At 56.3% G+C, this 24,746-nt stretch carries 27 protein-coding genes and 1 rRNA gene; 17 read left to right on the forward strand and 11 right to left on the reverse strand.

Going from position 1 to position 24,746, the window contains the following annotated elements; all coding sequences use genetic code 11:
• Positions 1–88 precede the first annotated feature (88 nt).
• The gene (locus JHL21_RS13885) at positions 89–316 is read left to right on the forward strand and encodes a DUF1674 domain-containing protein (protein WP_199532639.1); all 228 of its coding nucleotides are present in this window, start codon (positions 89–91) and stop codon (positions 314–316) included.
• Between the two features lie 23 nt (positions 317–339).
• Here JHL21_RS13885 and JHL21_RS13890 read toward each other — a convergent pair whose 3' ends face one another.
• The 6 genes from JHL21_RS13890 to ccmA all read right to left on the reverse strand — a co-directional run bounded on the left by JHL21_RS13890 (position 340) and on the right by ccmA (position 3,286).
• Entirely contained in the window at positions 340–480 is a 141-nt protein-coding gene (locus JHL21_RS13890) for a hypothetical protein (protein ID WP_169196567.1), read from the reverse strand.
• Positions 481–548: 68 nt separating this feature from the next.
• Positions 549–1,082: a DsbE family thiol:disulfide interchange protein gene (locus JHL21_RS13895; protein ID WP_169196568.1), complete on the reverse strand. Its 534-nt coding sequence runs from the start codon at positions 1,080–1,082 to the stop codon at positions 549–551.
• Position 1,083: 1 nt separating this feature from the next.
• On the reverse strand, positions 1,084–1,230 hold the full coding sequence (gene ccmD, locus JHL21_RS13900) for a heme exporter protein CcmD (RefSeq protein ID WP_210257121.1): 147 nt from the start codon (positions 1,228–1,230) through the stop codon (positions 1,084–1,086).
• Entirely contained in the window at positions 1,227–1,988 is a 762-nt protein-coding gene (locus tag JHL21_RS13905; protein ID WP_169196569.1) for a heme ABC transporter permease, read from the reverse strand. The genes ccmD and JHL21_RS13905 overlap by 4 nt, the downstream gene beginning before the upstream one ends.
• Positions 1,989–1,997: 9 nt before the next feature.
• A complete protein-coding gene (gene ccmB / locus JHL21_RS13910) occupies positions 1,998–2,663 on the reverse strand; it encodes a heme exporter protein CcmB (RefSeq protein WP_200214099.1) in 666 nt (221 codons plus the stop codon).
• The gene (gene ccmA, locus JHL21_RS13915) at positions 2,660–3,286 is read right to left on the reverse strand and encodes a heme ABC exporter ATP-binding protein CcmA (protein ID WP_200214101.1); all 627 of its coding nucleotides are present in this window, start codon (positions 3,284–3,286) and stop codon (positions 2,660–2,662) included. Before ccmA ends, ccmB begins: the two co-directional genes overlap by 4 nt.
• Positions 3,287–3,439: 153 nt before the next feature.
• Here ccmA and acnA point away from each other — a divergent pair, with 153 nt between their 5' ends.
• From acnA to JHL21_RS13935, 4 genes are all read left to right on the forward strand, one after another.
• Positions 3,440–6,196, forward strand: coding sequence for an aconitate hydratase AcnA (acnA, locus tag JHL21_RS13920; protein WP_182396061.1), 2,757 nt, complete (start codon positions 3,440–3,442; stop codon positions 6,194–6,196).
• 141 nt (positions 6,197–6,337) lie between these two features.
• Positions 6,338–7,072, forward strand: coding sequence for a thioredoxin family protein (locus tag JHL21_RS13925; protein WP_200214102.1), 735 nt, complete (start codon positions 6,338–6,340; stop codon positions 7,070–7,072).
• 308 nt (positions 7,073–7,380) lie between these two features.
• Positions 7,381–7,725 (forward strand): DUF2794 domain-containing protein, encoded by a 345-nt coding sequence (locus JHL21_RS13930; RefSeq protein ID WP_254082068.1) that lies wholly within the window; start codon positions 7,381–7,383, stop codon positions 7,723–7,725.
• Positions 7,722–8,195 (forward strand): GNAT family N-acetyltransferase, encoded by a 474-nt coding sequence (locus JHL21_RS13935; RefSeq protein ID WP_200214103.1) that lies wholly within the window; start codon positions 7,722–7,724, stop codon positions 8,193–8,195. Before JHL21_RS13930 ends, JHL21_RS13935 begins: the two co-directional genes overlap by 4 nt.
• A 5-nt stretch (positions 8,196–8,200) precedes the next feature.
• Here the strand turns inward: JHL21_RS13935 and JHL21_RS13940 are convergent, their stop codons facing one another.
• Positions 8,201–8,698: a GNAT family N-acetyltransferase gene (locus JHL21_RS13940; protein ID WP_200214105.1), complete on the reverse strand. Its 498-nt coding sequence runs from the start codon at positions 8,696–8,698 to the stop codon at positions 8,201–8,203.
• Positions 8,699–8,801: 103 nt separating this feature from the next.
• Positions 8,802–9,572, reverse strand: a complete 771-nt coding sequence (locus tag JHL21_RS13945; protein WP_199532648.1) for a Bax inhibitor-1/YccA family protein — start codon at positions 9,570–9,572, stop codon at positions 8,802–8,804.
• Positions 9,573–9,766: 194 nt separating this feature from the next.
• On the opposite strand from JHL21_RS13945, the gene thpR reads away from it, so the two are divergent.
• The 5 genes from thpR (at position 9,767) to JHL21_RS17605 (ending at position 13,352) form a co-directional block, all read left to right on the forward strand.
• Positions 9,767–10,312, forward strand: a complete 546-nt coding sequence (thpR, locus tag JHL21_RS13950; protein ID WP_169196576.1) for an RNA 2',3'-cyclic phosphodiesterase — start codon at positions 9,767–9,769, stop codon at positions 10,310–10,312.
• 211 nt (positions 10,313–10,523) lie between these two features.
• Entirely contained in the window at positions 10,524–11,045 is a 522-nt protein-coding gene (locus JHL21_RS13955) for an invasion associated locus B family protein (protein ID WP_169196577.1), read from the forward strand.
• 90 nt (positions 11,046–11,135) lie between these two features.
• Complete coding sequence (locus JHL21_RS13960) at positions 11,136–11,645, forward strand: invasion associated locus B family protein (protein WP_200214107.1); 510 nt, start codon at positions 11,136–11,138, stop codon at positions 11,643–11,645.
• A 133-nt stretch (positions 11,646–11,778) separates the two neighbouring features.
• A complete protein-coding gene (rlmN, locus tag JHL21_RS13965) occupies positions 11,779–12,990 on the forward strand; it encodes a 23S rRNA (adenine(2503)-C(2))-methyltransferase RlmN (protein ID WP_199532651.1) in 1,212 nt (403 codons plus the stop codon).
• 38 nt (positions 12,991–13,028) lie between these two features.
• The gene (locus JHL21_RS17605; RefSeq protein WP_367948197.1) at positions 13,029–13,352 is read left to right on the forward strand and encodes a restriction endonuclease; all 324 of its coding nucleotides are present in this window, start codon (positions 13,029–13,031) and stop codon (positions 13,350–13,352) included.
• Here the strand turns inward: JHL21_RS17605 and JHL21_RS13970 are convergent, their stop codons facing one another.
• Positions 13,353–14,201, reverse strand: a complete 849-nt coding sequence (locus JHL21_RS13970) for a 23S rRNA (adenine(2030)-N(6))-methyltransferase RlmJ (RefSeq protein WP_200214108.1) — start codon at positions 14,199–14,201, stop codon at positions 13,353–13,355. It lies immediately after the preceding gene.
• Between the two features lie 21 nt (positions 14,202–14,222).
• Positions 14,223–14,870 (reverse strand): LysE family translocator, encoded by a 648-nt coding sequence (locus JHL21_RS13975; protein WP_199532653.1) that lies wholly within the window; start codon positions 14,868–14,870, stop codon positions 14,223–14,225.
• A 342-nt stretch (positions 14,871–15,212) separates the two neighbouring features.
• Between JHL21_RS13975 and JHL21_RS13980 the strand changes: the two genes are divergently transcribed.
• The 7 genes from JHL21_RS13980 to JHL21_RS14010 all read left to right on the forward strand — a co-directional run bounded on the left by JHL21_RS13980 (position 15,213) and on the right by JHL21_RS14010 (position 23,989).
• Positions 15,213–17,336: an EAL domain-containing protein gene (locus JHL21_RS13980; RefSeq protein ID WP_200214109.1), complete on the forward strand. Its 2,124-nt coding sequence runs from the start codon at positions 15,213–15,215 to the stop codon at positions 17,334–17,336.
• 50 nt (positions 17,337–17,386) lie between these two features.
• The gene (locus tag JHL21_RS13985) at positions 17,387–17,944 is read left to right on the forward strand and encodes a GNAT family N-acetyltransferase (protein WP_200214111.1); all 558 of its coding nucleotides are present in this window, start codon (positions 17,387–17,389) and stop codon (positions 17,942–17,944) included.
• Between the two features lie 221 nt (positions 17,945–18,165).
• The gene (gene typA / locus JHL21_RS13990) at positions 18,166–19,980 is read left to right on the forward strand and encodes a translational GTPase TypA (RefSeq protein WP_169196593.1); all 1,815 of its coding nucleotides are present in this window, start codon (positions 18,166–18,168) and stop codon (positions 19,978–19,980) included.
• Between the two features lie 211 nt (positions 19,981–20,191).
• Positions 20,192–20,800 (forward strand): DedA family protein, encoded by a 609-nt coding sequence (locus JHL21_RS13995; protein ID WP_199532656.1) that lies wholly within the window; start codon positions 20,192–20,194, stop codon positions 20,798–20,800.
• A 315-nt stretch (positions 20,801–21,115) separates the two neighbouring features.
• Positions 21,116–21,418 carry a YggT family protein gene (locus JHL21_RS14000; protein ID WP_169196584.1) on the forward strand — a complete coding sequence of 101 codons (303 nt, stop codon included), beginning with the start codon at positions 21,116–21,118 and terminating at the stop codon, positions 21,416–21,418.
• 10 nt (positions 21,419–21,428) lie between these two features.
• Entirely contained in the window at positions 21,429–21,722 is a 294-nt protein-coding gene (locus tag JHL21_RS14005) for a DUF167 family protein (RefSeq protein ID WP_200214112.1), read from the forward strand.
• 152 nt (positions 21,723–21,874) lie between these two features.
• Positions 21,875–23,989 carry a sodium-translocating pyrophosphatase gene (locus tag JHL21_RS14010; RefSeq protein WP_200214114.1) on the forward strand — a complete coding sequence of 705 codons (2,115 nt, stop codon included), beginning with the start codon at positions 21,875–21,877 and terminating at the stop codon, positions 23,987–23,989.
• Positions 23,990–24,635: 646 nt separating this feature from the next.
• Here JHL21_RS14010 and rrf read toward each other — a convergent pair.
• Positions 24,636–24,746 (reverse strand): 5S ribosomal RNA (gene rrf / locus JHL21_RS14015); the annotation flags it as partial.

A 24,746-nucleotide genomic window follows, 5' to 3' on the forward strand; every position in this document is an offset into this window, starting at 1 on the left:
CTTGGGTTAAGTCGTCTTCGCAACTATGTTGTGCGCATGGCGGTTCCATGCAAGGCACCAGCATAGTTTACCCATTTGGTTTTTGCTTATGAACGAAAATATCGCAGCTCAAGCCGGCTCTGAGGCCAATAACGAGACCGCGCCAATCAAGGTGCTCTCCCCGCAAGCGCAGCGCGCGCTTGCTGAGGCTGAGGCCCGTCGACTTGAAATTGATGCAAAGACCGCAATGGCACCGAAAGAAAAAGGCGGCCGCGGCGGGCTCGATCCGGTGCGATACAGCGATTGGGAAATTAAGGGCCTCACCAGCGATTTCTGAACGCTGGTGAGATATGCTGATCATCACCCCAGAATATCGGTGATGTTGTAGCCAGCCGCCGAAACGGCAAATGTTGTCGCGACGGTGATAATGGCTGCGACAAGGACACATTCGACTGTCGAAAGTCCTAGGTCTTGGCGCATAAAATTCATCAATCGACGCATCGCGTTTACTCATCCGTTTCGGAACGGTGTCACCCTGACAGCGTCAGGCTGAACGGAAGCTGAATGAATCAGCTTCGCGCCGTTTCTATGGCTGGAATGAGGTTTTTGCTGATTGCCTCAACACTCAACGGACCGGTGTGCTTGAAAACAATTGTGCCTTCCGCATCCACCAAGAAGGTCTCAGGAACGCCATAAACGCCCCAATCGATTGAGACACGGCGGTTCGCATCTACACCAATGGCTGCATAGGGATTGCCCAGCTCAGTGAGGAAGGCCAGCGCATTGTCTGGCACATCCGCCTGGTTGATGCCGAAAATCCGAATGCCTGTCACATCACTAATCTGCTCGAGCAATGGATGCTCGTCGCGGCACGGAATGCACCAGCTGGCGAATACGTTCACCAGTGTCACTTCCCCCTTGAGCGTTTCCGTAGAAAAACCCGGCACCCCGCTGCCCTCAAGAGCAGCCATGGTGAAGTCCGGCGCCGGCTTATCGATCAGCACCGAGCGGATCAGGTCTGTGTCCCGATCCATCGACGTTGCGAAAATGGCCACGAGCGCGGCCAATAGAGCGAGCGGTAGAACGAAGAGCAGGTATCGCATCTTAACCTCGCTTGTCGCCGAGTTCTTCCAGACGCTTGCTGACCTTACGGCTGTCATAAACAACCTTGGCCGCCAAGGCCAATACCGCCAAGGTGCTGACAGCCCACGAGATAACAATAAACCCAGCATGGGCTCCGAGCTCAATCATGCTGCGCCTCCGCGTGCGAGCTTGCGTTCTAAGGTCGCCACACGGCGACGGCGCACTTCGGTATGCATCGAAATCAGCTGCAACACACCAAACATGAAGGTGAATGCAAACATCATCAGGAAGAGCGGGGTAAGAATTTCTGCAGGCATCTTCGGGCCTTCAGCCGTGAAGACACTGGCGGGCTGATGCAGGGTCGACCACCAGTCCACCGAGAACTTGATGATCGGAATGTTGACTGCACCCACGAGGGTGAAGATCGCCACGATGCGGCCAGCACGCAGCTGGTCATCGAAGGCGCGCCACAGTGCGATCAGGCCGAGATAGATGAACAGCATGATCAGGGTGGAGGTCATGCGACCGTCCCATTCCCAGAACGTGCCCCAGGTCGGGCGACCCCACATGGAGCCGGTGAACAGCGCCAGTGCGGTGAACAAAGCGCCCATCGGCGCCGCGGCCTTCATCGAGACATCCGCCATTGGGTGACGCCAGATCAACGTACCCAATGCAGAAACCGTCATCGCCGCATAGACGAACTGGCTCAGCCAGGCTGTCGGCACGTGCACATACATAATGCGCACCGTGTCGCCCATGTATTTTTCTGGGGGCGAGACGAAGAATGAATAGTAGACGCCCAGCACGAACAGCACAGCGGTGATGATCACCAGCGGCCAGATCAGCGGACGGGTCCATTGGATAAAGAAACCAGGATGCGCGATCCGGTTCCACCAACTCATTTTGGGGGTGTTATCAGTGCTCATAGGCGGGCCTTACTCCTCCCCTCCATTTATCGCAAGCGCGGCAGCAAAGGGAGACAATGCCACCGCCATTAGACTAAGTGCTGCTAGAAACAGCATTGCTGCGCTCCCCTGATCCGGCCCCCCGATGGGGGAAATCGCGCCCACACCGAAGATTAAGATGGGTACGCACAATGGCGCTATTAGGATTGGCGCCAGCAATCCGCCGCGCCGAATTGCCACGGTTACCGCAGCACCAAATCCACCAAAAGCGGCCAGAGCCGGTGTTCCAGCCAATAGTGACAGGAATGTCCGCCACCATGCGTCCAGCTCCATAGCCAGCAGAATAGCCAATACGGGCGACGCCACAATCAATGGCACAGCGCAGACCAACCAATAGCCAATTATTTTAGCCAGAATGATCGCCGACAGCGGCGTATCAGCCATACGATAGAGGGCCAGCGTGCCGTCTTCACGGTCTGCGCGGAACAGGCGATCAAGCCCTAGTAACATCGCCAAGAACGCTGCGATCCAGACAATCCCCGGCGCGATCCGCGCGAGCAATTCCTTATCAGGGCCAATGGCAAAGGGCACGATTGCCCCGGTAATGATGAAGAACAGCAAGAGGGTGAGAACTTCCCCGCCCCCGGTCAGCGCCAAACGAATCTCACGGCATACAACGCTCCAAAATCCGCTCATGCTTTCGCTCCCAATTGGTAGACCCGTAGCCCTTCAACCGGGATGTCATCATGCGTGGCGATTACGGCGCTGCCACCGCGCGCCAAATGTTGGCGCAAAAGCTCCGCCAGCAAAGCCTGCCCAGCAGTATCGAGCGCCGCCGTTGGTTCATCGAGGAACCACACTGGCCGTTCTGACACCAAAAGGCGGGCTAGAGCCAAACGCCGTTGCTGCCCCGCAGACAAATAGCCTGCATCCAAACGCGCGGCCTGCGTGAGCCCCACAGCACCAAGCGCGTCGTCAATAGAAACGCCAGTCCGTCCGTTCAGGCCGGCCCAGAACCCGAGGGTCTCTGCGACACCGAGCCGCGCCCTCACCGCGTTTTTGTGACCGCAATAATGCGCCGCAGGCCCATCTTCGGGGTCATGTCCGACGAATTCTATTGTGCCATCGAGAGCTGGAATGAGCCCTGCGAGAGTCAACAATAGGGTCGATTTACCGACCCCGTTTGGCCCACGCAAAAGCAGACCTTCGCCGGGAGAAACTTCAAGCCTATCAACATGTCCGAGCATGGATTCGCCACGCCCGAAGCAGAGATCGAGAGCCTTGATAAAAACTGAAAATTGGACTTGCCGATGCGTCATGGCCCCATCTCGTATTGAACCTCACGGATGACTGGCAAGGCCTAATCCTATTGACTATAACCCTTGAAGATTGGAGTCATTCCAGAAAACGCGGATTTTCTCCCGGCCCCACTTGCCTTGGAAAACCCGTTTCAGCAGCAAGAAGGGCGGAGCATCGTGTCAACCATAGACAGCTTCAAATCTAAATCGACGCTCACCGTCGGCGGAAAGACCTACACATATTATTCGATTGTTGAAGCAGAAAAGAACGGCCTTAAGGGCGTTTCCAAGCTTCCGAGCTCCATGAAGGTGGTGCTGGAAAACCTGCTGCGCTTCGAAGACAACCGCACGGTGAAGAAAGAGGACATTCAGGCGATCGCCGAATGGCTGGTCACCCGTACGTCTGAATATGAAATTCAATATCGCCCAGCCCGCGTGCTGATGCAGGATTTCACCGGCGTTCCGGCTGTTGTTGACCTTGCTGCGATGCGTGACGCGACGGCTAAGCTCGGCGCGAACCCGCAGAAGATCAATCCGCTGGTTCCTGTCGACCTCGTGATCGACCACTCGGTGATGGTGGACAGCTTCGGCACCCCACTGGCATTCCAGCAGAACGTTGAGCTCGAATATGAGCGCAATGTTGAGCGCTATGAATTCTTGCGCTGGGGCCAATCGGCCTTTGATAACTTCCGCGTGGTTCCGCCCGGTACCGGCATCTGTCACCAGGTGAACCTCGAATATTTGGCCCAGACCGTCTGGACCAAGACCGAAAACGGCGAAACCGTCGCTTACCCAGACACCCTCGTTGGCACCGACTCGCACACCACCATGGTCAATGGCATGGCTGTGCTTGGTTGGGGCGTTGGCGGCATTGAAGCGGAAGCGGCCATGCTCGGCCAGCCGATTTCCATGCTGATCCCGGAAGTCGTTGGCTTCAAGCTGACCGGCAAGATCAACGAAGGCATCACCGCAACCGACTTGGTTCTCACCGTCACCGAAATGCTCCGTAAGAAGGGCGTGGTTGGTAAGTTCGTTGAGTTCTACGGCCCGGGCCTTGATTACCTCAGCCTCGAAGATCAGGCGACCATCGCCAACATGGCCCCAGAATATGGCGCCACCTGCGGCTACTTCCCCGTCGATGCTGACACGCTAAAGTTCCTTGCCACCACTGGCCGTGACGCTGATCGCGTTGCGCTGGTTGAAGCCTACTCCAAGGCTCAGGGCATGTTCCGCACCACCGAGAGCGAAGACCCAGTCTTCACCTCGACGCTTGAGCTTGATCTGGCAACCGTTGTTCCGTCCCTTTCGGGTCCAAAGCGTCCGCAGGATCGCGTTGCGCTGAAGAACGTCACGACCGCGTTTGCCGACGCTCTGCCGGAACTTTCCGGCGGCCGTATTGAACGCACCAAGCTACCTGCCGACAAGCAGGAATCCCGTTTTGTTGACGAAGGCGCCAATGGCGTTGCCGACATTCCGGAAGAAGCAGCGTTCCCGGTCAAGGGTTTTGACTACGGTATTTCTGACGGTTCGGTTGTGATCGCGGCTATCACCTCCTGCACCAACACCTCGAACCCTTCGGTTCTGGTCGCTGCGGGCCTTGTCGCTCGTAAGGCTCGAGCGCTTGGCCTCAATTCCAAGCCGTGGGTGAAAACTTCGCTCGCACCTGGCTCGCAGGTTGTGACCGACTATCTGACCGCTGCAGGACTACAGGACGATCTTGACGCTATCGGGTTCAACCTCGTTGGCTATGGCTGCACCACCTGTATCGGCAACTCCGGCCCGCTGCCGCAGGCCATTTCCGATACGATCAACGAAAATAAGCTCGTTGCAGCCTCGGTTCTCTCGGGCAACCGTAACTTTGAAGGCCGTGTGAACCCAGATGTTCGCGCCAACTATCTGGCGTCCCCGCCATTGGTTGTTGCTTACGCTCTCTTGGGCACGCTCAACATCGACATCACCACCCAGCCACTTGGCACGGGCAAGAACGGACAGCCGGTCTACCTAAAGGACATCTGGCCAACCAACCACGAGATCGCCGAAATCGTGCGCGAGCACGTCACTGCCGACATGTTCCGCAAGCGCTATTCCGACGTCTTTAAGGGCGACGAGCACTGGCAGGCGATTTCGGTAGAAGGCGGGGAAACCTACGGTTGGAACTCCGCTTCCACCTATGTTCAAAACCCTCCATACTTCGATGGTCTGACCATGGAACCAAAGCCGGTGACCGACGTGGTCTCGGCCCGCGTTCTCGCGCTCTTCCTCGACTCCATCACGACCGACCACATCTCCCCAGCCGGCTCGTTCAAGCCGAACACCCCAGCCGGGAAGTACCTCACAGAACGTCAGGTGGCGCCAAAGGACTTCAACTCCTACGGCGCACGCCGTGGTAGCCACGACGTCATGATGCGCGGCACCTTCGCCAACATCCGCATCAAGAACCAGATGCTGGATGGCGTTGAAGGCGGCTTCACCCTCGGGCCTGATGGCTCGCAGATGGCGATCTATGATGCTGCCATGGCCTATCAGGCTGCAGGCACACCGCTGGTCATCTTCGCAGGCAAAGAATACGGCACCGGCTCCTCGCGTGACTGGGCCGCTAAGGGCACCAATCTTCTTGGCGTAAAGGCCGTGATTGCACAGAGCTTTGAACGTATTCACCGCTCGAACCTCGTCGGCATGGGCATTATTCCACTGCAGTTCGCTGAAGGCGAAAGCTGGCAGACCCTTGGCCTTGATGGCACTGAAACCGTCGATATCGCCGGTGTTGAATCCATCGAGCCACGCGCCAATGTCACGATCAAGATCACGCGCGCCAATGGCGACGTGCTCAATGTCGTCACCCGTTGCCGCATCGATACCGCCAACGAGCTCGACTACTACAAGAACGGCGGCATCCTGCACTACGTGCTGCGCAGCCTCGTTGCTGCGTAAGCGGCACCAGACTGACAATTCTAGAAATGGCGGCCTTCTTGGCCGCCATTTTTTATTCCGGCTCTGCAACAATTCAGTCCACGAACGAAATCACCGCCATGTGACTAGGCAGGCCAGCGTCAGGACGCTTACATTAGGGCTATGAGGACGCCGAATAAACGCGCTGCAATTGCTTTGCTCTTTGCTGCTTGGACCGCCATGGGTCCAGCCAACGGGGACCAATTCACCACCGACACCAAGGCCGTAGTCGAGCTATTTACCAGTCAGGGCTGTGCGCAATGCCCTCCTGCGGAGGCCCTACTCGCGGAGCTCGGCCAGCACAGCAACATCGTTACGCTGGCTTATCACGTCGACTATTGGGACTTTATGGGCTGGACCGATGATTTCGGCAGTCGCGAAAATTCCGACCGTCAACGCGCCTATAATAAGCGTTGGGGCGCATCGCGAATTTTTACGCCCCAGATGGTTATCAATGGCCACCAAGGGCTGGTCGGCTCGCGTGAGGATGAAGTGCGCCGCGCCATCGCATCGGCGCAGCTCAGCGTGCCAATCACCCTCGACAAGACGGGCGACACGTTAAAAGTGGCAATCCCCCCAGAGCCTAGCGTCGATAATGCGAGTGTGTGGGCTGTGACCTATATCCCTTCGATCGTAACCCCAATTGGCGGGGGAGAGAACGAGGGGCAGTCCCTCCCATTCCACTATGTCGTCACGGACCGGGAGCATCTGGGGAACTGGACCTCAACAGAAGGCGCTGAGTTCGAAATTTCGCTCAGTTCCCTTTCTGCAGACGGGTTGGGTGTTGCCATTTTACTGCAAGACGATCGCAATGATTTGCCCGGCACGATCTTAGCTGCAGCGTCCTACAACCCGTAAAAAAAGACGCTCGCCTCCAGTGGAGACGAGCGTTGCGGACTTTGGGAGTCGCAGTAGGCTTGGTGACAGCCGATCAGGGGTTGGGGGCTGGTAAGACCGACCATCACCAATGGAGGCAATGATCAAATCATTGCTCGTCATTTTGGCAAGGACAGGGACAAAAGATGACCGAATTGGGGTATTTGATCTCAACTTGATGTCAGCAGTCTTTCGGTCAATCATACAGCAAGATCGAACGTTGATTTGTTTTCGCCTTGAGGAGTTGCGACGAGGTGCAAGGCTCTACACCACCGCTGCCGACCCTATCATTGGTTCACACCAACGAAACGAGTGCGCCCCCAACGCGACGCATTGATCCCATCGTGGCTTTTGACAAGCGCGAGCTGATGATCATCCTCAACGTCTACGGCAAGAAGGTCGGCGCTGGCGAATGGCGGGACTATGCCATGGACTTTCTCAAAGACCGGGCGCTGTTCTCCATTTATGCGCGCGTGTCCGAGCGCCCCCTTTTCGTCATCGAGAAGAACCCGAAGCTTCGCGCCAAACAAGGCCAGTATCTGGTGACCAATCAGGAGGGCCGCATCCTCAAACGCGGCCACGAGCTGCCGCAAGTTCTTCGGGTCCTTGATCCTGACTTGGTTTTGATCGGGTGAGCCTGATCATCCGGCCAGCGACTGTGGCAGACGCACCAGACATGAGCCGCGTTCTCATTTCCTCGATCACCCAACTGTGCACAGCCGATCACAGTGATGATGCTGAGGCGATCGCCGCCTGGACCCGCAATAAATCCCCGCTGGGGCCAGTTGAGATGCTTTCGAATGCCGAACTCAGCATGCTTGTCGCTGAGCGGGATGGCAGCGTTGTCGGGGTGAGTGCATTCAACCGAGATGGCCAAATTCAGCTCAACTATATATCGCCTTCAACGCGCGGATCGGGTGTAAGCACTGCTTTGCTCGCGCATATGGAAGCAGAGCTTGTGACCCTTGGTTACGCTATCGCGACGCTCGAAGCGACTGCCACCGCGCTTGCGATTTACGAACAGCGCGGATGGCATGTAAACGGACCGCAGGCCACGGGGCGCCGGGTCAACGGCTACCCCATGAGTAAGAAGCTTTCGTCCTAATCGCCCTACAGCGCCTTTTGCAAATGCACGATGTCGTGCCAACGGTCGAATTTATACCCGACAGCACTGTAATAGCCGACGCGCTCAAAACCGAATTTTTCATGGATGCCGATGGAATTGGCCGTGTCCGACGTGATTACGGCCAGCATCTGCTTAAAGCCAAAAGCTTTGGCTTGGGCCAGCAGCTCGGTCAGCATCAACTTTCCTAAACCACGCCCCTTTTCGGCTGGATCGAGATAAATCGAATCCTCGCAGGTGAACCGATAGGCCGCGCGTGGGCGGTAGAAGCTGGCATAGGCATAACCGACAACACGCCCATCGCGTTCGGCAATAATGACCGGATGGCCAAACTCGATGAGGGCCGCGTATTTTTCAGCGATCCCCGCTTCGTTTGGGGCCTCGGTATCAAAGGTGATGGCGGTGTTATCGACGTAGTGCTTGTAAATCCGAGTGATGGCGGGAACGTCGGACCAGGTGAAGGCACGCAGTGTGTAGTCGCTCATGAGATTGCGCCGAAAATGAAAAGGCCACAGTCTTTTTAGACTGCGGCCTGATTTTTCGTCCAACCAATTCGCGTGATTTTACCAATCACACGACGGTTTCTGACTACTCGCGGTTGCCGAACAGGCGGAGCAGCATCATGAACAGGTTGATGAAGTCCATGTAGAGGCTCAGCGCGCCCATAATGGCGTTCTTTGCCATCACGTCTGCACCAAAGGATGCCGAGTAGCTTTCCTTGATCTTCTGGGTGTCATAGGCGGTCAGACCTGTGAAGATAAGCACACCAACCACCGAGATGATGAAGTCCATCATGCTCGACTGCATGAAGATGTTGACGATCGACGCGATGATGATGCCGATCAGGCCCATCATCAGGAAATTGCCCATGCCGGTCAGGTCACGCTTGGTGGTGTAACCATAAAGGCTCATCGCGCCGAAGGTGGCGGCGGTGATGAAAAACACCTTAGCGATCGAGGCGCCGGTATAAACGAGGAAGATCGACGACAGCGACAAGCCCATGATCGCGGCAAAGGCCCAGAACACGCCCTGAGCTGCCGGAACGGAAAGCTTGTTGATGCCGAAGCTCAGCACCAGCACGAAGCCGAGAGGCGCAAGCATGATCACCCAAGCCAGAGGGCTGGTGAAGAGGAGTGCACCCCAGTTGGTCAGATACTGGCCATTACCAAGCTGAGCAACAGCGCTAGATGGGTCGGCGGTCACAGCAGCTTGTGACGCGAAAAACGCAACAAGACCAGTAATTACGAGGCCAAGGCCCATGTAATTATAGACCTTGAGCATGTAGCTGCGAAGGCCCTCATCGATGGCCAAGGCCGAGCCGGCCCGCGCACCGAGGGTCTGACGGTCATATTCAGCCATTCAGGTTTCCTTTCCCGATATCAATGCGATGCATTCATCGCAGAGGACAATTGGCATTGCCACTTGTAATGGAATATGGGCGCACGACTGGTTTCTGACAAGAACAAACGATCTTTTTGGCTCGGCGACTGGCCAGAAAATGCGTTTCTGCCTAGGGTAGACTGGTCTGACTGATCCTTGGCAGGGAGGTGTTTATGCCCCGGCTCTTTACTGGTATCGAAATACCACGCGACATCGGCTTTGCACTTTCACTCAAGCGCGGCGGCCTGCACGGAGCCAGATGGATAGAACCAAGCGACTATCACATCACATTGCGCTTTATCGGTGACGTTGACGCCCCGACAGCCAACGACATCGTTGATAATCTTGAGCGCCTATCCAAGACTGTGCGTTTTGACCTTCGCTTGACGCAAATCGATAGTTTCGGTGGCGACAAGCCGCGCGCACTTTATGCGGCAGTCGAGCCCTCCGATGGGCTCAATCGACTGCAAGCTGCACACGAGCGCGTGATCCAGCAAGCCGGCATCGCCCCAGAAGGCCGCAAATTCGTACCGCATGTGACGCTTGCCAGACTGCGGGGTGCATCATCAGATGACGTAGCGCGTTTTCTCTCTGAGGCCCCGGTTTTCGAGCCTTTGCGCTTCACACCGACCCAGTTCGTTCTCTATTCCAGCCGTGATTCCGTTGGTGGGGGACCCTATGTTGTTGAGGAGAGTTTCCCGCTTTCGGCGCAGACGTAACAGCATCGCGCCATTAGCAATGCCTTAACCGTTCTATCGCAAACCAAAGCGTGAACTTGCGCTCACGCCCAATTGCCGCCGCGATTGCCTTTCATTTGATGTAAATACCCGGAAAGCGGACGGGTTTTGACACCTTGGTAACCATGTTCGGGCCATGCTGGGCGGGCAGCGACAGGTACGAACGACAGCAGAACAAGAGGAAGAATTGGCAATGACGAGGAAAACCGGTGGCCTGATGTTTGGGCTCGCGGTCGCAGCAGTCATGGCTCTCGCCCCGGCCGCACAGGCACAGCAGGCCACGGAACTGGGGACCTTCAACGCGTGGTCCGCCTTTACGGCGTCTGACCAGAGCGGCCAGCTTTGCTTCATTATTGGCGAGCCACAGTCGAGCGAACCAGCGGGCGCAAATCGCGATCCGATCAAGTTCATGATTGTCCATCGCAAGGGCATGGGATCGAAGAACGAGGTTCAGACGCAGATCGGCTATCCGTACAATTCCAGCGACGCGAAAGCTTCAGTGTCCATCGACGGTAAGACCTATGTGATGGCGGCTCGCGGCTCGACGGCATGGCTGGCTTCAGCAAGCGATGAGCCAGGCTTCGTTCAAGCGTTTAAGGCGGGTAGCAATATGACCGTGCGCGGCACCAGCCAGCGCGGCACCAATACGGTAGACACCTATTCGCTCTCCGGCGCTACCGCAGCGGTCAATGCGATCGACGCAGCCTGCAAGTAAAGGCTTGAAGCGCGGCTGTTTAACGCCATAACTGATAGCGGACCTATTGGCCCGCTATCGCCATTTTATTCGTCAGAGAGCAGACTATCCATGATCCGTGTCCCCACCGTCCTGACGCTCACACTCGCGATCTCTTTGGCCGCTCTAGCGCCAGCACAGGCCCAATCTGCCCGTGTCCTTGGAGATTTCCGCGATTGGTCGAGCTTTGCGGCAGGTGATGGTTCGACTAAAGTTTGCTTTGCAATGACCAAGCCGAAGTCCAGTGACCCGGCGAGCGCTGTAGCGGGCGAAGCCTATCTCTACATCTCGAGCCGCCCAGGTGAAGATGTCACCAACGAGTTTAACCTCGTTGCGGGATACACATTCCAAACAGGGTCTTCGGCGAGCGTTTCAATCGGCGGCCAGAATTTTGCTCTGTTTACCCAAGGCGACGCCGCTTGGCTGGATGACGCTGGTCAGGCCGCCAATTTGGCAGCCGCTATTCGCAGCGGCTCCAGTCTTTCTGTCACCGGGACCGCGGCTGACGGCACAAGCGTTATTCAGAACTATTCGCTCTCCGGCGCCACCGCCGCGCAGCAGGCCGTCGGCGCAGAGTGTTAAAACCTCTGTTGAAACGATAATCTAGCTTCCCAGTTTATGCAGATCGGGTTCGCAGCAGCGTGACTTTGCGCTTTGCGTCCCCATATGCTATTGCCCAGCCACTTTCCCGCATTATCGAGCCCCGTTGCGCCCCATGACCATTGCGCTGAACCTTGACCATTCGACTGCCGTCCGCCCAGCTGTGGCGGCCCGCCCGTCGCTGATCGGTCTCTCTAAAGCACAGTTGGCCGAGGCGCTGACGGCTGAAGGTATTGCGACCGACAAAGAAGCGCGCATGCGCTCAAGCCAGTTGTGGAACTGGCTTTACGTCAACGGCGTCACCGATTTTGACCGCATGACCAATGTGGCCAAGCCCGTCCGTCAGAAGCTTGCCGATACTTTTATTCTCGACCGTCCCGAGATCGCCTCCGAACAGGTCTCTACCGACGGCACTCGCAAGTGGCTGTTCCGCTTCCGCGATCCGGCCAACCCAAACTACCCGCCGGTTGAAGTCGAAACCGTCTACATCCCAGAATCTGACCGCGGCACGCTTTGCGTCTCGTCGCAGGTTGGCTGCACCCTCACCTGCTCCTTCTGCCACACTGGCACGCAGAAGCTGGTGCGCAACCTCACCGCTGGCGAAATCCTCGGGCAGATCCTCATGGCCCGCGAGCGCCTTGGCGACTTCCCTGGCGGTTCGCGTCCTGATGACGGTGGCCTTGTGCCGGGCGGCGAAAGCCGCGCCATCACCAATATTGTGATGATGGGCATGGGCGAGCCGCTCTATAATTTCGACAATGTTAAGCAGGCGCTGCTGATCGCCTCGGCTGGCGATGGCATGTCCATCTCCAAGCGCCGCATCACGCTTTCGACCTCGGGCGTTGTGCCAAACATTGAACGTACCGGCTCGGAAATCGACGTCATGCTCGCCATTTCCCTGCACGCCGTGCGCGATGATCTGCGTGACGTGCTGGTGCCGATCAACAAGAAATGGCCGATCAAAGATCTGCTCGACGCCTGCCGCAACTACCCAGGCGTATCGAACGCCCGCCGCATCACCTTCGAATATGTGATGCTCGACGGCATCAATGACAGCGATGCGGAGGCCAAGGAGCTTGTGCGCCTACTCGCAGGCATTCCAGCGAAGATCAATCTGATACCGTTCAACCCATGGCCGGGTTCGAACTATGGCACATCGCCATCAAGCCGCATCGAGCGTTTCGCCGATATCGTCAACAAGGCGGGCTATGCCTCCCCTGTCCGCACCCCACGCGGTCGCGATATTTTCGCCGCCTGCGGCCAGCTCAAGTCCGAGAGCGAACGCCTGTCCAAGAAGGACCGCGATGCTCTTGCTGGCATCTACTAGAATTGAAGAGGCCTTCGGCGCGTAGCGTCGAACGCGCTATCCGGGCGGCGGAAGAAACCGCTGCCGCCCGCGCACTCTCTGACTGCCCCTTGTGCGGTCGCCCCATTCCCAAAGACGCAAAATCCAGCCGCCATCATTTGACGCCGCGGCTCAAGGGCGGGACGCATATGGGAACGGTTCACCTGCATCAGATTTGCCACAGCGCCATTCACGCCCGATTCTCGGAAAGCGAGATTGCTCAACACCTGAACGATGTTGAGCGCCTCAAAGTCGATCCCGAAATGGCAAAGTTTATTGTCTGGGTGAAAACCAAACCGCCAATGTTCCACGCTCCCACCCGTCAAACGCGAGCGCGACGCTAGCTATTCGCCGGCGATCCACTCCACGAGCCATTTACCTTGTCCATCCACGCCGAGCGTGTCGGCTAGAAACGGCAGCACGGCGCGCATTTCGTCTTCCAGCACATAGGGCGGGTTCACAACGATCATTCCCGTGCCATGGAGGCGCGGCGGCTCGGATGCTGGGCGAATGGTCATCTCAAGGCGCAAAATTTTCTTGATACCGGTTGCCTTGAGCGCCTTCACATAAGTGTCGACCTCGGACACATCCTTGATCGGATACCAAAAGGCATAAGTCCCGCCAGGCCAGCGCTTATAGGCCTTGGCCAAGCCCTGCGCCATTCGGTTGAACTCGCCCTTTTCTTCAAATGGCGGATCGACCAGCACTAAGCCGCGATTCTCCTTCGGCGGCACATGGGTGCCCATTGCAGCCCAAGCGTCGAGATGGGTGACGCGGGTCTGAAAATCTCCGGCAAAGTTTTCGCGTAGCGATTCAACATCCTTGGGATGCAACTCCAGCGCCATAAGCCGGTCCTGCTTGCGCAGCATGTGCCGGGTGATGAAGGGCGAGCCGGGATAATACCGCAACTCTCCGCCTGCATTCTGGGATTTCACCGCATCCAGATAGGGCGCCAGTATGTCGCCCACCGAAGGAGGGAGATCTCGCTCAACCAAGCGGGAAATCCCATCCTGCCACTCCCCCGTGCGCTCGGCTTGATCGCCATAGAGGTCATACATACCGATCCCTGCATGGGTATCGATCACGCGAAACGGCGCCTCCTTGCGCAAAAGGTAAGCCAGAATGCGGGTGAGAATTGTGTGTTTGACCACATCGGCAAAATTGCCGGCGTGAAAGGCGTGGCGATAGTTCATCTCGGTTCCGAAACCAAAAACCTATTTACGGCCTTCGGCGAAAAGAATGGTCGCGGCAAAACCAATGAAAACAGCCGCAAAGCTCCAGTTCAGAGCTTTTGAGACCCACTGATTATCACGCAGCGTCACAGTCAGCCACTCGGCAAACAGAACTGTGCCCACAACCACCGGAATAGACACGAGGATGAACTCCACACCGAGAAAGACCAGCTTTTGCGCCACCGCAGGATCTTCCGCCGAAACGAACTGAGGCAGGAAGGTCACGAAAAACAACGCCACCTTGGGGTTTGTAAGATTGATGGCAAGCCCTGTGAGATAGCTTTGAAAGAGACTTGGTTGCTTACCGCCTTCCCGCGAGACCAACAGGCCACCGCCCGACCGAACAGCTTGTATGGCGAGCCAAACCAGATAGAGCGCGCCCACTATTTTAAGCACCCAGAAGGCCGTCGGTGCGGCAACAATAAGCACTGAGATCCCGAAGGCTACGAGCATGGTGTGCACGGCAATGCCGGTGCTTGTCCCGAGCACTGCGGCGAAACCATGAGACCTGCCAAAATTCATCGTCCGCGACACAAACAGCGCCATATCGGGGCCGGGCGTAATCGCCAAAACGAAGCCGGCCAGTGCGAAAGTTAAAATAACGGAGAGGTCTGGAATAAAGCTGGGCATCGGAACAATCTCAATAGACGGTGACAACCATCGCACCAATGGCCTTGTCTGACTAGCGCCCCAATCCGGCACGCCCTTTGACAGATGTCATTTTGTGCGAGGGTCCATGTAGTCAACAGGCCAAACTTTATAGCGGCGGCACCCTGACTGAAGATCACAACGACCGAGCGAACGCCCAAGAAACGAAAGTAAAATTTAGAGCATTTTATTCTGTAGCCCCGGACCAAACAGGAAAAAGCCCACAGCTCGATACGCCTAGCGAACGAATACATCTCCACTTAATTGCCCGTTAAGTGGCGACAGCTATTTTTTCACACGCCCATAAGGGCATAGGGGGAAGTAATGGCTTCGAAGACTGCTTCGCGAGTGAGCGACATTGCCGAAGCTTTGCTGCTTGACGCAGCTCTCGAAAACATTCCCTACGGCTTTTGTGTTTGGTCCTCACAATTCAAGCTCGAGATGTGGAACGAGCAGTACCGCAACCTCTATGGTTTTTCACCTGACGCCCTACATCGCGGAATGACACTTGAGGATGTGGTCCACATCTCATCACGTCTGGGAAACCACCCGGGGCAGAGCGCAGAAGCGTTCTACGAGAGCTACACGAACGAGCTGTTGTCCAACCGATCGGGCACCCGTCACAAAAACCGCGAGACCCTTAGCTCTGGCCGCACCATTCAGACGGCCCATGTTTATTCCCCAAAACTCGGTTGGGTGGTCACACACGAAGATATCAGCGACGAAATCGCCAGCTTAGCGTCACAGAACAAGCGAAAACTGGAGCTTGAGCGCCAAAACATTCGCCTTGATGCGGCGGTAAACAATATTTCTATCGGGCTCTCGATGATGGATGCCAGAGGGCGCCTGATCATCTGCAACGAACCCTATGCGCGCATCTATAATTTGCCCGTTGAACTTTTGAAACCTGGCACCCAGCTTGAAGATATTCTGAGCCATCTTTTCGACATCGGGATGAGTTCCGGTAACACCCGTGAGGACTATATTTCCTGGCGACGAGAAGTGATTGCACGTCGGGAATACGGCAAAACCGTCCACGAGCTGAATGGGCGCATCATCTTGATGCAACACCATCCGATGAAAGATGGTGGCTTTGTTACGACACATGAAGACGTCACCGAGCAACGCAAAGCTGAAGCGCGCATCCAGCACCTAGCTCGTCATGACGCGCTGACGGATCTTCCCAACCGGATCGAATTTCTCGATCAGATGAAAAAGACCGAGGCCGACCTCCAACGCGGCGAGATGGCTGCAGTTCTCTACATCGACCTCGATAATTTCAAGGTTGTAAACGACACGCTTGGCCACGCCGTGGGCGATGAGGTGATCAAACAGGCCGCCGTACGCCTGTGGGGTACGACAAGAGAAACCGATATTCTCGCGCGCCTCGGCGGTGATGAGTTCGCGCTGCTCCTGCGGCCACTCGACAGCGCAGACACAGCGGCCCGCGTTGCAGAGCGTATCGTTAAAGCCTTAAGCGCACCGATGAACATTGCGGGACAGCTGATCGAAATCGGCGCATCGGTGGGCATATCTGTGGGCCCAAACGATGGAACAGCCACCGATCAACTGGTCAAGAACGCCGACTTAGCGCTCTATAAAGCCAAAAGTGAAGGGCGCTCGACCTATCGTTTCTTTGAAACCGGCATGGACGCCGATTTGCAACAGCGCCGGTCGATTGAGGCAGGCCTACGCATGGCCATGCAGCGCAATGAATTGCGCCTAATGTTCCAACCCTTGTTTGGGCTAGCCGAAAACCGGGTCACCTGCGTCGAAGCTCTTCTCCGCTGGGACCACGATGATCGCACGGTGTCACCAGCAGAATTTGTACCCGTTGCCGAAGACACAGGATTGATTGTCCCTATCGGGCAATGGGTATTGGAGCAGGCCTGCCGCACCGCGGCCACCTGGCCGCCAAATGTGCGTGTAGCCGTCAACCTCTCCCCGGTGCAGTTTCGACACAAGGATCTGGTTGCCCACGTTAAGCACGCACTCGAAAAATCTACGCTTTCACCCGAGCGGCTAGAGCTGGAAATCACAGAAAGCTTGCTTCTGAACGATAGCGAAATCACCATGCGGGCGCTTCACGAGCTGCGCTCCATGGGCGTGCGCATTTCGATGGACGACTTTGGCACGGGGTATTCCTCGCTCAGCTATTTGCGGAGCTTCCCGTTTGACAAAATAAAAATTGACCGCTCATTCATGGCAGACCTGACCACCCGGCTCGACAGCCAGGCTATTATTGCAGCGGTTATCGGGCTTGGTCGGGCCTTGGGGATGGAGACAACGGCAGAAGGTATCGAGACCGAGGAGCAGTTATCCTTGGTCCGCCAGCAAGGGGTATCCGAAGTGCAGGGCTTCCTGTTCTCACCACCCCTACCCGCCCAATCGCTGGCCAGCCTACTTCTCTCGCAAGATATCCGCCCCTCGAACTTTCAGACAAACTGAGCATTGTGCCTTAACCGCCCCCAGCTGACGCAACCCACTAGACCGTGCTCATGACTATTCTCATTCGCCCAGCTCAGGCTTCAGACCGCGCAGAGATCACTAAACTCCATATTGAAGTCGGCGCGAGCACCTATAGGGGAATAATGAGCGACCACTATTTGGATGTCGTTCGCCCTAAGGAGAAGGCCCAGCTTTGGATCAACCGCCTAGCCGAAGGCGCGCAGACATCTAACTTTACACTGCTGGTCGCTGATAATGGCGATGAGCTGGTCGGCTTCATTTTCTTTGAACTAGAGCTCGAACAGGACCACGGCACATATCTCCACCACCTCTATATCGCTCCAAGCTATCAGGGACGTGGGTTGGGGCTCTCCTTGCTAATTGATGGAATTGCAGCGCTGCCTCTGGACCGCCAAGCCGTTCCAATTCACTTGGTCGCGCTTGCGGCAAACACCCGCGCGATTGCATTTTATGAGAAGCTGCAAGGCAAGATCATCGAGAAAACCGCGCGTCCGCAGGACGATGGCCCCGATGTGGCGTTAGCGCGCTATCAGTGGAAGAGTGCCGCTGCACTCGCCCAAGCCGCACTCGCTCGGTCAAAAATCTGACTTTCTGACGAGACCCGGACACTTTTCAGCAAATGCGGGCAGCGGCTATGCATTTTGCAACCTTGTGAAAATGCGTCTTTTGCTATATTCAGCGCGCGACCCTGCCGGACCCTATCTCATTGGACCGGCACATTCATACTGCATGGTTTGTCCTTGCCAGCTCGCCGGATCGCTTCGGTGGGGCTGTTTTGCGGATCATGCCAATTGAGGCTGACCCACATATGAAATTGCGCAATATCGCGATTATTGCTCACGTTGACCACGGCAAGACGACCCTGATCGACGTTCTCCTGAAGCAGTCTGGTGTTTTCCGCGAAAACGAACGCGTTGAAGAACGCGCTATGGACAGCAACGACATCGAGCGCGAACGCGGCATTACCATTCTGGCGAAGGTCACCTCGCTCGTTTGGAATGACACTCGCATCAACATCGTTGACACCCCAGGCCACGCCGACTTCGGCGGCGAAGTAGAACGCATTCTGTCCATGGTGGACGGCGTGGTACTGCTCGTTGACGCGGCTGAAGGCCCAATGCCACAGACCAAGTTCGTACTTGGTAAGGCACTTGCACAGGGCCTGCGCCCGATCGTTGCCATCAACAAGATCGACAAGTCTGACGAACGTCACCTGGAAGTTCTCGAAGAAATCTTCGATCTGTTCATCGCGCTGGACGCGACCCCAGAACAGCTCGACTTCCCGGTTCTCTACGGTGCAGCCAAGCTCGGCTGGATGGCTAATGAACCCGACGGCGCACGCGAAAGCCTCGCACCGCTTCTCGACAAGGTAATCGAACACGTTCCAGAGCCGACCGTTGAAGAAGGTCAGTTCCGCATGCTCGTGACCACTATCGAGCGCAACCCCTTCCTCGGCCGCATTCTGTCGGGCCGCGTATATTCCGGTTCGGTCAAGGCCGGCGATCCAATCCACGCGCTCAACCGCGATGGCAAGATCGTTGAAAAGGGTCGTGTATCCAAGGTTCTCGCTTTCCGCGGCCTTGAGCGCAATCCAATCGATGAAGGTGTCGCAGGCGACATCGTCTCGATCGCAGGTCTTGAGACAACCACTGTGGCCGACACGATTTCGGTCCCACAGATTCTCACTCCACTTGCCGCTAAGCCTATCGATCCTCCAACCCTGTCGGTAACATTCCGCATCAACGACGGCCCGCTGGCTGGCCGTGAGGGCGACAAGGTTCAGTCCCGCGTGATCCGCGAACGCCTGATGCGTGAAGCTGAAGGTAACGTCGCGATCCGTGTTACTCCAGGCGAGGACAACGACAGCTTTGACGTTGCTGGCCGTGGCGAATTGCAGCTTGCGGTTCTGATCGAAAACATGCGCCGCGAAGGCTTCGAGTTGACCATTGGTCGCCCGAAGGTTCTCTTCAAGGAAGAAAACGGCCAGAAGCTTGAGCCGATTGAAGAAGTCATCATCGACGTTGATGACGAGCACACTGGCGCCGTCGTCCAGAAGCTGACCGAACGCAAGGGTGAACTCACCGACATGCGTCCGTCCGGCGTTGGCCGTACCCGTATCATCCTGCTGGTTCCGACCCGCTCGCTGATCGGCTACCAGGCTGAACTTCTGTCCGACACGCGCGGTACGGCAATCTTCAACCGCCTGTTCCACTCCTTCGTTCCTTTCAAGGGCGAACTGCCAACGCGTCGTACCGGCGTTCTGATTTCGAACGGCACCGGCCAGTCTGTTGCCTTTGCTCTGTGGAACCTGGAAGATCGTGGCCCGATCATGATCGACGCTGGCGTCGACATCTATGAAGGCATGATCGTTGGCGAACACAGCCGCGAAAACGACCTTGAAGTGAACGCACTCAAGGGCAAGCAGCTCACCAACATCCGTACGACGTCGAAGGACGAAGCCGTTCGTCTGACGACCCCGAAGAAGCTGACGCTCGAACAGTCCCTCGGCTACATCGCCGACGACGAGTATGTCGAAGTGACCCCGAAGTCGATCCGCCTGCGCAAGATCTGGCTGGATCCGAACGATCGCAAGCGTATGAGCCGCGCTTCTAAGGTTAGCTAATCCTCTTAGCGAACACATAAGAAAATCCCCGCTTCGGCGGGGATTTTTGTTTTTATAGGTCTGGCAGAGACTTCCTGCTCCGCCGCGCGGAGAAAACCTAAGGTCCTCACGCTGGCCATACGTGCGCATCTAAAACATTTCTTGAGGTCTACCCTATACTCGGATGAAAAGGGTCACGAGCCGACACCCGCAGAGTAAGGACGAAAAGAGCATGACTGACTGGATCATCCAGACCATTTCCGAGCTGGGTTATCTCGGCATATTTCTCGTCATGTTGGCCGAATCCATCTTCCCGCCCATTCCCTCTGAGCTGATCATTCCCTTTGCTGGATTTGCCGCCGCCAATGGTGACCTCAGCCTCGCCGGCGTGCTGATCACTGCTACTGTTGGCGCAGTCGTGGGCATGCTGCCATGGTACTTCGCTGGGCGCCTATTTGGTCTCAACCGGGTGCGCTGGATGGCCGATAAGTTCGGTCGTCTCATGGCCTTTAATGCCGATGAAATCGACATCGCCGTGGTCTGGTTCAAGCGTTATGGCCCGATCATCGTGCTGTTTGGGCGTCTTATCCCGCTTATCCGCACGCTGATCTCCATTCCTGCAGGCCTATCACGCATGCCGTTGTGGATCTTCCTCTTGGCCTCCACCATCGGCTCACTCATCTGGAACACGTTCCTCACCCTCGCCGGGTACATTTTGCACGAACACTACGAAGCCATTGAGGTATTTCTCGACCCGCTGAGCTACATCGTCTTGGCCGTCGTGGTCGTGCTCTATATTTTCCGCGTCGTCACCTGGAAGCCCAGCACTAACGCAAAATGAAATTGCATTCTGCAATGAATTTGCATTCTGCAACGCATGAAATACCGGTTCTAGAGCCATATAAATTCGACATTAATCTTTAGCGCAGGTTTTCGGGCAATCCGTAGTTTGGCACGTTTCCTGCAACATTTGAGATGTCCGGGATTTTTGTTTTGCGTACCGGTTCGTCAGTCATTAGGGGTTCTGTGTCGATGTCGCGGCCCAGAACCCCATGATCTTTTTACTTGTCGCATCCATTCTGCCGCAAACGCGGCCAAATCCCTTGCGACAGCGCGCGGCACAACCTAGATAAAGCGCACCTATCAGGAGCAAGACATGCTAGCGCTACTTAGCGTCATCAACATTGTGCTCGACCTCTACAAATGGGTCATGCTTGCCATGATCATCATGAGCTGGTTGATCTCATTTAACGTCATCAATACGCGCAACCAGTTCGTTTATTCGGTCTGGCAGGTGCTTAACCAGCTCACAGAGCCCGTTCTGCGCCCGATCCGCCGCCTACTACCCAACATGAACGGCCTCGACCTATCGCCTTTGGTCGTGTTCCTGCTGATCATGTTCATCCAGCAATTCATCGGCATGTATGTCGTGAACTGGGTTATCGCCGCTGGCCTCTAATTTCTATTCGGTGACCGCTACCGGCGTCACCCTACACCTCCGCGTCACGCCCAATGCCGGGCGCGACGCCATTGATGGCCCCGAGACGCGCGGCGACGGCAGCTGCTATCTCCGGCTTCGCGTCAGCGCCGTCCCCGACAAGGGCAAGGCCAATGCTGCAGTTATCGCTCTCCTCGCTAAAAAACTAAACCTGACCAAGTCAGCGATCAAACTTGTGTCCGGTGACACGGCGCGTTTCAAGACCTTAGCCATTGCTGGCGACGCCACAGTCATATCTAAAGCGTTAGAAACAATCACAAAGTAACTTCACGCCAAAGACGCCCACATCACCATTGCCTAACTTCACAATAAAGTTAATCTTTATTGCGGAAGGGGCTCTATTTCGTATGGAAGTGAACGAGGCAAAGACCTCGCCTTCCATGTTGAGTCCCTGGAGGAAACATCGAGGGACTATCAATGGGTCTAGCACTTTGGCTGATCGTTATTAGCGGCGGTCTTTCTATTATTTATGGCGTTGTAACTACACAGAATTTGCTCAAAGCCGACGCGGGCTCAGCGCGTATGCAGGAAATTTCTGCGGCGGTTCGAGAAGGCGCTTCCGCCTATCTTAAGCGTCAATACACGACGATTGCTATCGTCGGTGCAGTCATCCTGATTGCTGCTTGGCTCTTGCTTGGCCCCTATGCCGCTAGCGGTTTTCTGATTGGGGCTGTGCTGTCCGGAGCCGCTGGCTTCATCGGCATGAATGTATCCGTTCGTGCCAACGTGCGTGTTGCCCAGGCTGCTATAGGCTCCCTGAGCAAAGGCCTTGATCTGGCATTAAAATCGGGTGCCGTAACCGGCATGTTAGTGGCAGGTTTGGGCCTTCTCGGTGTCACCCTCTATTTCATGCTACTAACTGGTATGGGCTTTGCGCCAACCAGCCGTACCGTCATTGATGCCCTCGTGGCCCTTAGCTTTGGCGCTTCGCTTATCTCGATCTTCGCACGTCTCGGTGGCGGTATCTTCACTAAGGGTGCTGACGTTGGGGGCGACATGGTGGGCAAGGTCGAAGCGGGCATTCCCGAAGATGATCCACGTAATCCCGCCACCATTGCCGATAACGTCGGCGACAATGTTGGCGACTGCGCCGGCATGGCGGCTGACCTGTTTGAAACCTATGTGGTGACCATTGTCGCCACCATGGTTCTGGCGGCCATTATCCTGCCCGAGCAGTTCAAGCTCATCGGCATGGTGCTGCCACTCGCCATTGGTGGCGCTTGCGTCGTCACCTCAATCATCGGCACCTATTTCGTCAAACTCGGCGCCGACAACAACATCATGGGCGCGCTCTATAAGGGTGTTATCGCCTCTGGCGTGCTCTCCCTCATCGCCTTGCTACCCGTGCTTTGGTTCATGTTTGGCGATCTTAACGCGGCCATCGACGTGCAGGGCAAGACCTTTACGCCCTGGAGCCTGTTCTGGTGCGGCGCCACTGGCCTTGTCATTACCGGGCTGATTATCGTCATCACCGAATATTACACCGGCACCAATCGCCGCCCTGTCAATTCCATTGCCGAAGCCTCGGTCACTGGCCACGGTACCAACGTCATTCAGGGCCTAGCGGTCTCTTTGGAGTCAACGGCGCTACCGGCTCTGGTGATCATTGCGGGCATTATCGTCACCTATTCCCAAGCGGGGCTCTTTGGCATCGCTGTCGCGGTGTCCACCATGCTGGCTCTAGCCGGGATCATCGTTGCACTCGATGCTTTTGGCCCCGTTACCGACAATGCTGGCGGCATTGCTGAAATGGCCGGTCTCGATGCCTCGGTCCGTCACAATACCGACGCTCTCGACGCGGTCGGTAACACCACCAAGGCGGTCACCAAAGGCTATGCCATCGGCTCGGCTGGTTTGGGCGCGCTTGTGCTCTTCGCCGCCTACACTGAAGATCTAAAACACTACTTCACCAACCTCGACGTCAGCTTCGATCTTGCCAACCCCTATGTCGTGGTTGGCCTGCTCTTTGGCGGCTTGCTGCCCTTCCTCTTTGGCGGCATGTCCATGACTGCTGTAGGCCGCGCAGCCCAATCGGTGGTGGTTGAAGTGCGGCGGCAATTTAAAGCTGACCCGGGTATCATGGCGGGCACATCGAAGCCCGACTACGCTCGCGCTGTCGACATGCTAACCAAGGCCGCAATCAAGGAGATGATTATCCCCTCTTTGCTTCCCGTCCTTTCGCCCATCTTTGTCTATCTCGTCATCAACGCCATTGCCGGACAGGCCAATGCCTTCTCTGCACTTGGCGCAATGTTGATGGGTGTCATTGTCACCGGACTCTTTGTGGCTATCTCGATGACCGCCGGTGGCGGCGCCTGGGACAATGCCAAAAAGAGCTTTGAAGACGGCTTTACCGACAGCCACGGCGTTAAGCACTACAAGGGCTCCGACGCCCACAAAGCCTCAGTCACCGGCGATACTGTTGGCGATCCCTACAAGGACACGGCAGGCCCTGCCGTTAATCCGATGATCAAGATCACCAACATTGTTGCCTTACTTCTCTTGGCGGTCCTCGCCAACATGGGCCTATAACTCTCAATCGACGCTCGGACGGTCCACAAAACCGTCCGAGCAACGACACGACAAAAATCTGCCTCGATTAGCTACCGTACTGTCATGCCTTCCCATCGTGCATTGAAGGCCGGCACCCCTCAATGACAAGCGGCTGGCAGACAACTACGAGCACACTTATGGAACTTGCTAGTTGCGGTGAACCACGCGCAACCAAACCCAACCGCATCTCCGTGAGTCCGGTGGTCTTTTGAAAGATCGGTAGAACCCCTTATCACCTCTCTCTTAGGGAAGAGGGTACCCCTCATGGGCGGAGCTAAGATTCAAACGACTTCCCACCTTCTGAGCCTAGCCCACAACACACACCGTTCCGCCTCCGTCCCCCTTGCGGGGAGGGAATGAGGGTGGGGGTAGACTGGGGGATAAAGCTCGGCTCCTTCTCACCTCGCCCCTATGCGTAGAAGTCGACGCGCTGCGTCGGGTGAGGGGTCCTTATTGCGGGCATGCAGCTCCAACCCAGCACACCGTTCAAGTCCCTCCCGCGGTTGCGGGGGACGTTAGGTGGGGGCAATTGTTCGGCGCCCAGAAACGCAAAAAGCCCCGCTGGTGAGCGGGGCTTTTTGTATTTGGTTTTGATGATCGTGAAGAGAATTTATGTTTTTGGCAGACCTTGCAGTGACCTACTCTCCCAAGTCTTGAGACTTAGTACCATTGGCGCGGAGGAATTTGACGGTCGAGTTCGGGATGGGATCGGGTCTTGGGCTCCTCGCAAGAACCA

Source organism: Devosia sp. WQ 349K1 (assembly GCF_016595685.1).
In the GTDB taxonomy this organism is placed as follows: Bacteria; Pseudomonadota; Alphaproteobacteria; order Rhizobiales; family Devosiaceae; genus Devosia.

Excerpts from the sequence above, each read along its gene's own strand:
- JHL21_RS13985 (WP_200214111.1), top strand. The coding sequence starts at position 17,387 with ATGACTATTCTCATTCGCCCAGCTCAGGCTTCAGACCGCGCAGAGATC.
- ccmA (WP_200214101.1), bottom strand. The coding sequence starts at position 3,286 with ATGACGCATCGGCAAGTCCAATTTTCAGTTTTTATCAAGGCTCTCGAT.
- ccmB (WP_200214099.1), bottom strand. The coding sequence starts at position 2,663 with ATGAGCGGATTTTGGAGCGTTGTATGCCGTGAGATTCGTTTGGCGCTG.
- JHL21_RS13980 (WP_200214109.1), top strand. The coding sequence starts at position 15,213 with ATGGCTTCGAAGACTGCTTCGCGAGTGAGCGACATTGCCGAAGCTTTG.
- JHL21_RS13895 (WP_169196568.1), bottom strand. The coding sequence starts at position 1,082 with ATGCGATACCTGCTCTTCGTTCTACCGCTCGCTCTATTGGCCGCGCTC.
- JHL21_RS13995 (WP_199532656.1), top strand. The coding sequence starts at position 20,192 with ATGACTGACTGGATCATCCAGACCATTTCCGAGCTGGGTTATCTCGGC.
- thpR (WP_169196576.1), top strand. The coding sequence starts at position 9,767 with ATGCCCCGGCTCTTTACTGGTATCGAAATACCACGCGACATCGGCTTT.
- ccmD (WP_210257121.1), bottom strand. The coding sequence starts at position 1,230 with ATGATTGAGCTCGGAGCCCATGCTGGGTTTATTGTTATCTCGTGGGCT.
- JHL21_RS13905 (WP_169196569.1), bottom strand. The coding sequence starts at position 1,988 with ATGAGCACTGATAACACCCCCAAAATGAGTTGGTGGAACCGGATCGCG.
- rlmN (WP_199532651.1), top strand. The coding sequence starts at position 11,779 with ATGACCATTGCGCTGAACCTTGACCATTCGACTGCCGTCCGCCCAGCT.
- JHL21_RS13975 (WP_199532653.1), bottom strand. The coding sequence starts at position 14,870 with ATGCCCAGCTTTATTCCAGACCTCTCCGTTATTTTAACTTTCGCACTG.
- typA (WP_169196593.1), top strand. The coding sequence starts at position 18,166 with ATGAAATTGCGCAATATCGCGATTATTGCTCACGTTGACCACGGCAAG.
- JHL21_RS13960 (WP_200214107.1), top strand. The coding sequence starts at position 11,136 with ATGATCCGTGTCCCCACCGTCCTGACGCTCACACTCGCGATCTCTTTG.
- JHL21_RS14000 (WP_169196584.1), top strand. The coding sequence starts at position 21,116 with ATGCTAGCGCTACTTAGCGTCATCAACATTGTGCTCGACCTCTACAAA.
- JHL21_RS13940 (WP_200214105.1), bottom strand. The coding sequence starts at position 8,698 with ATGAGCGACTACACACTGCGTGCCTTCACCTGGTCCGACGTTCCCGCC.
- JHL21_RS13885 (WP_199532639.1), top strand. The coding sequence starts at position 89 with ATGAACGAAAATATCGCAGCTCAAGCCGGCTCTGAGGCCAATAACGAG.
- JHL21_RS13890 (WP_169196567.1), bottom strand. The coding sequence starts at position 480 with ATGCGTCGATTGATGAATTTTATGCGCCAAGACCTAGGACTTTCGACA.
- JHL21_RS13945 (WP_199532648.1), bottom strand. The coding sequence starts at position 9,572 with ATGGCTGAATATGACCGTCAGACCCTCGGTGCGCGGGCCGGCTCGGCC.
- JHL21_RS13925 (WP_200214102.1), top strand. The coding sequence starts at position 6,338 with ATGAGGACGCCGAATAAACGCGCTGCAATTGCTTTGCTCTTTGCTGCT.
- JHL21_RS14010 (WP_200214114.1), top strand. The coding sequence starts at position 21,875 with ATGGGTCTAGCACTTTGGCTGATCGTTATTAGCGGCGGTCTTTCTATT.
- JHL21_RS13970 (WP_200214108.1), bottom strand. The coding sequence starts at position 14,201 with ATGAACTATCGCCACGCCTTTCACGCCGGCAATTTTGCCGATGTGGTC.
- JHL21_RS13955 (WP_169196577.1), top strand. The coding sequence starts at position 10,524 with ATGACGAGGAAAACCGGTGGCCTGATGTTTGGGCTCGCGGTCGCAGCA.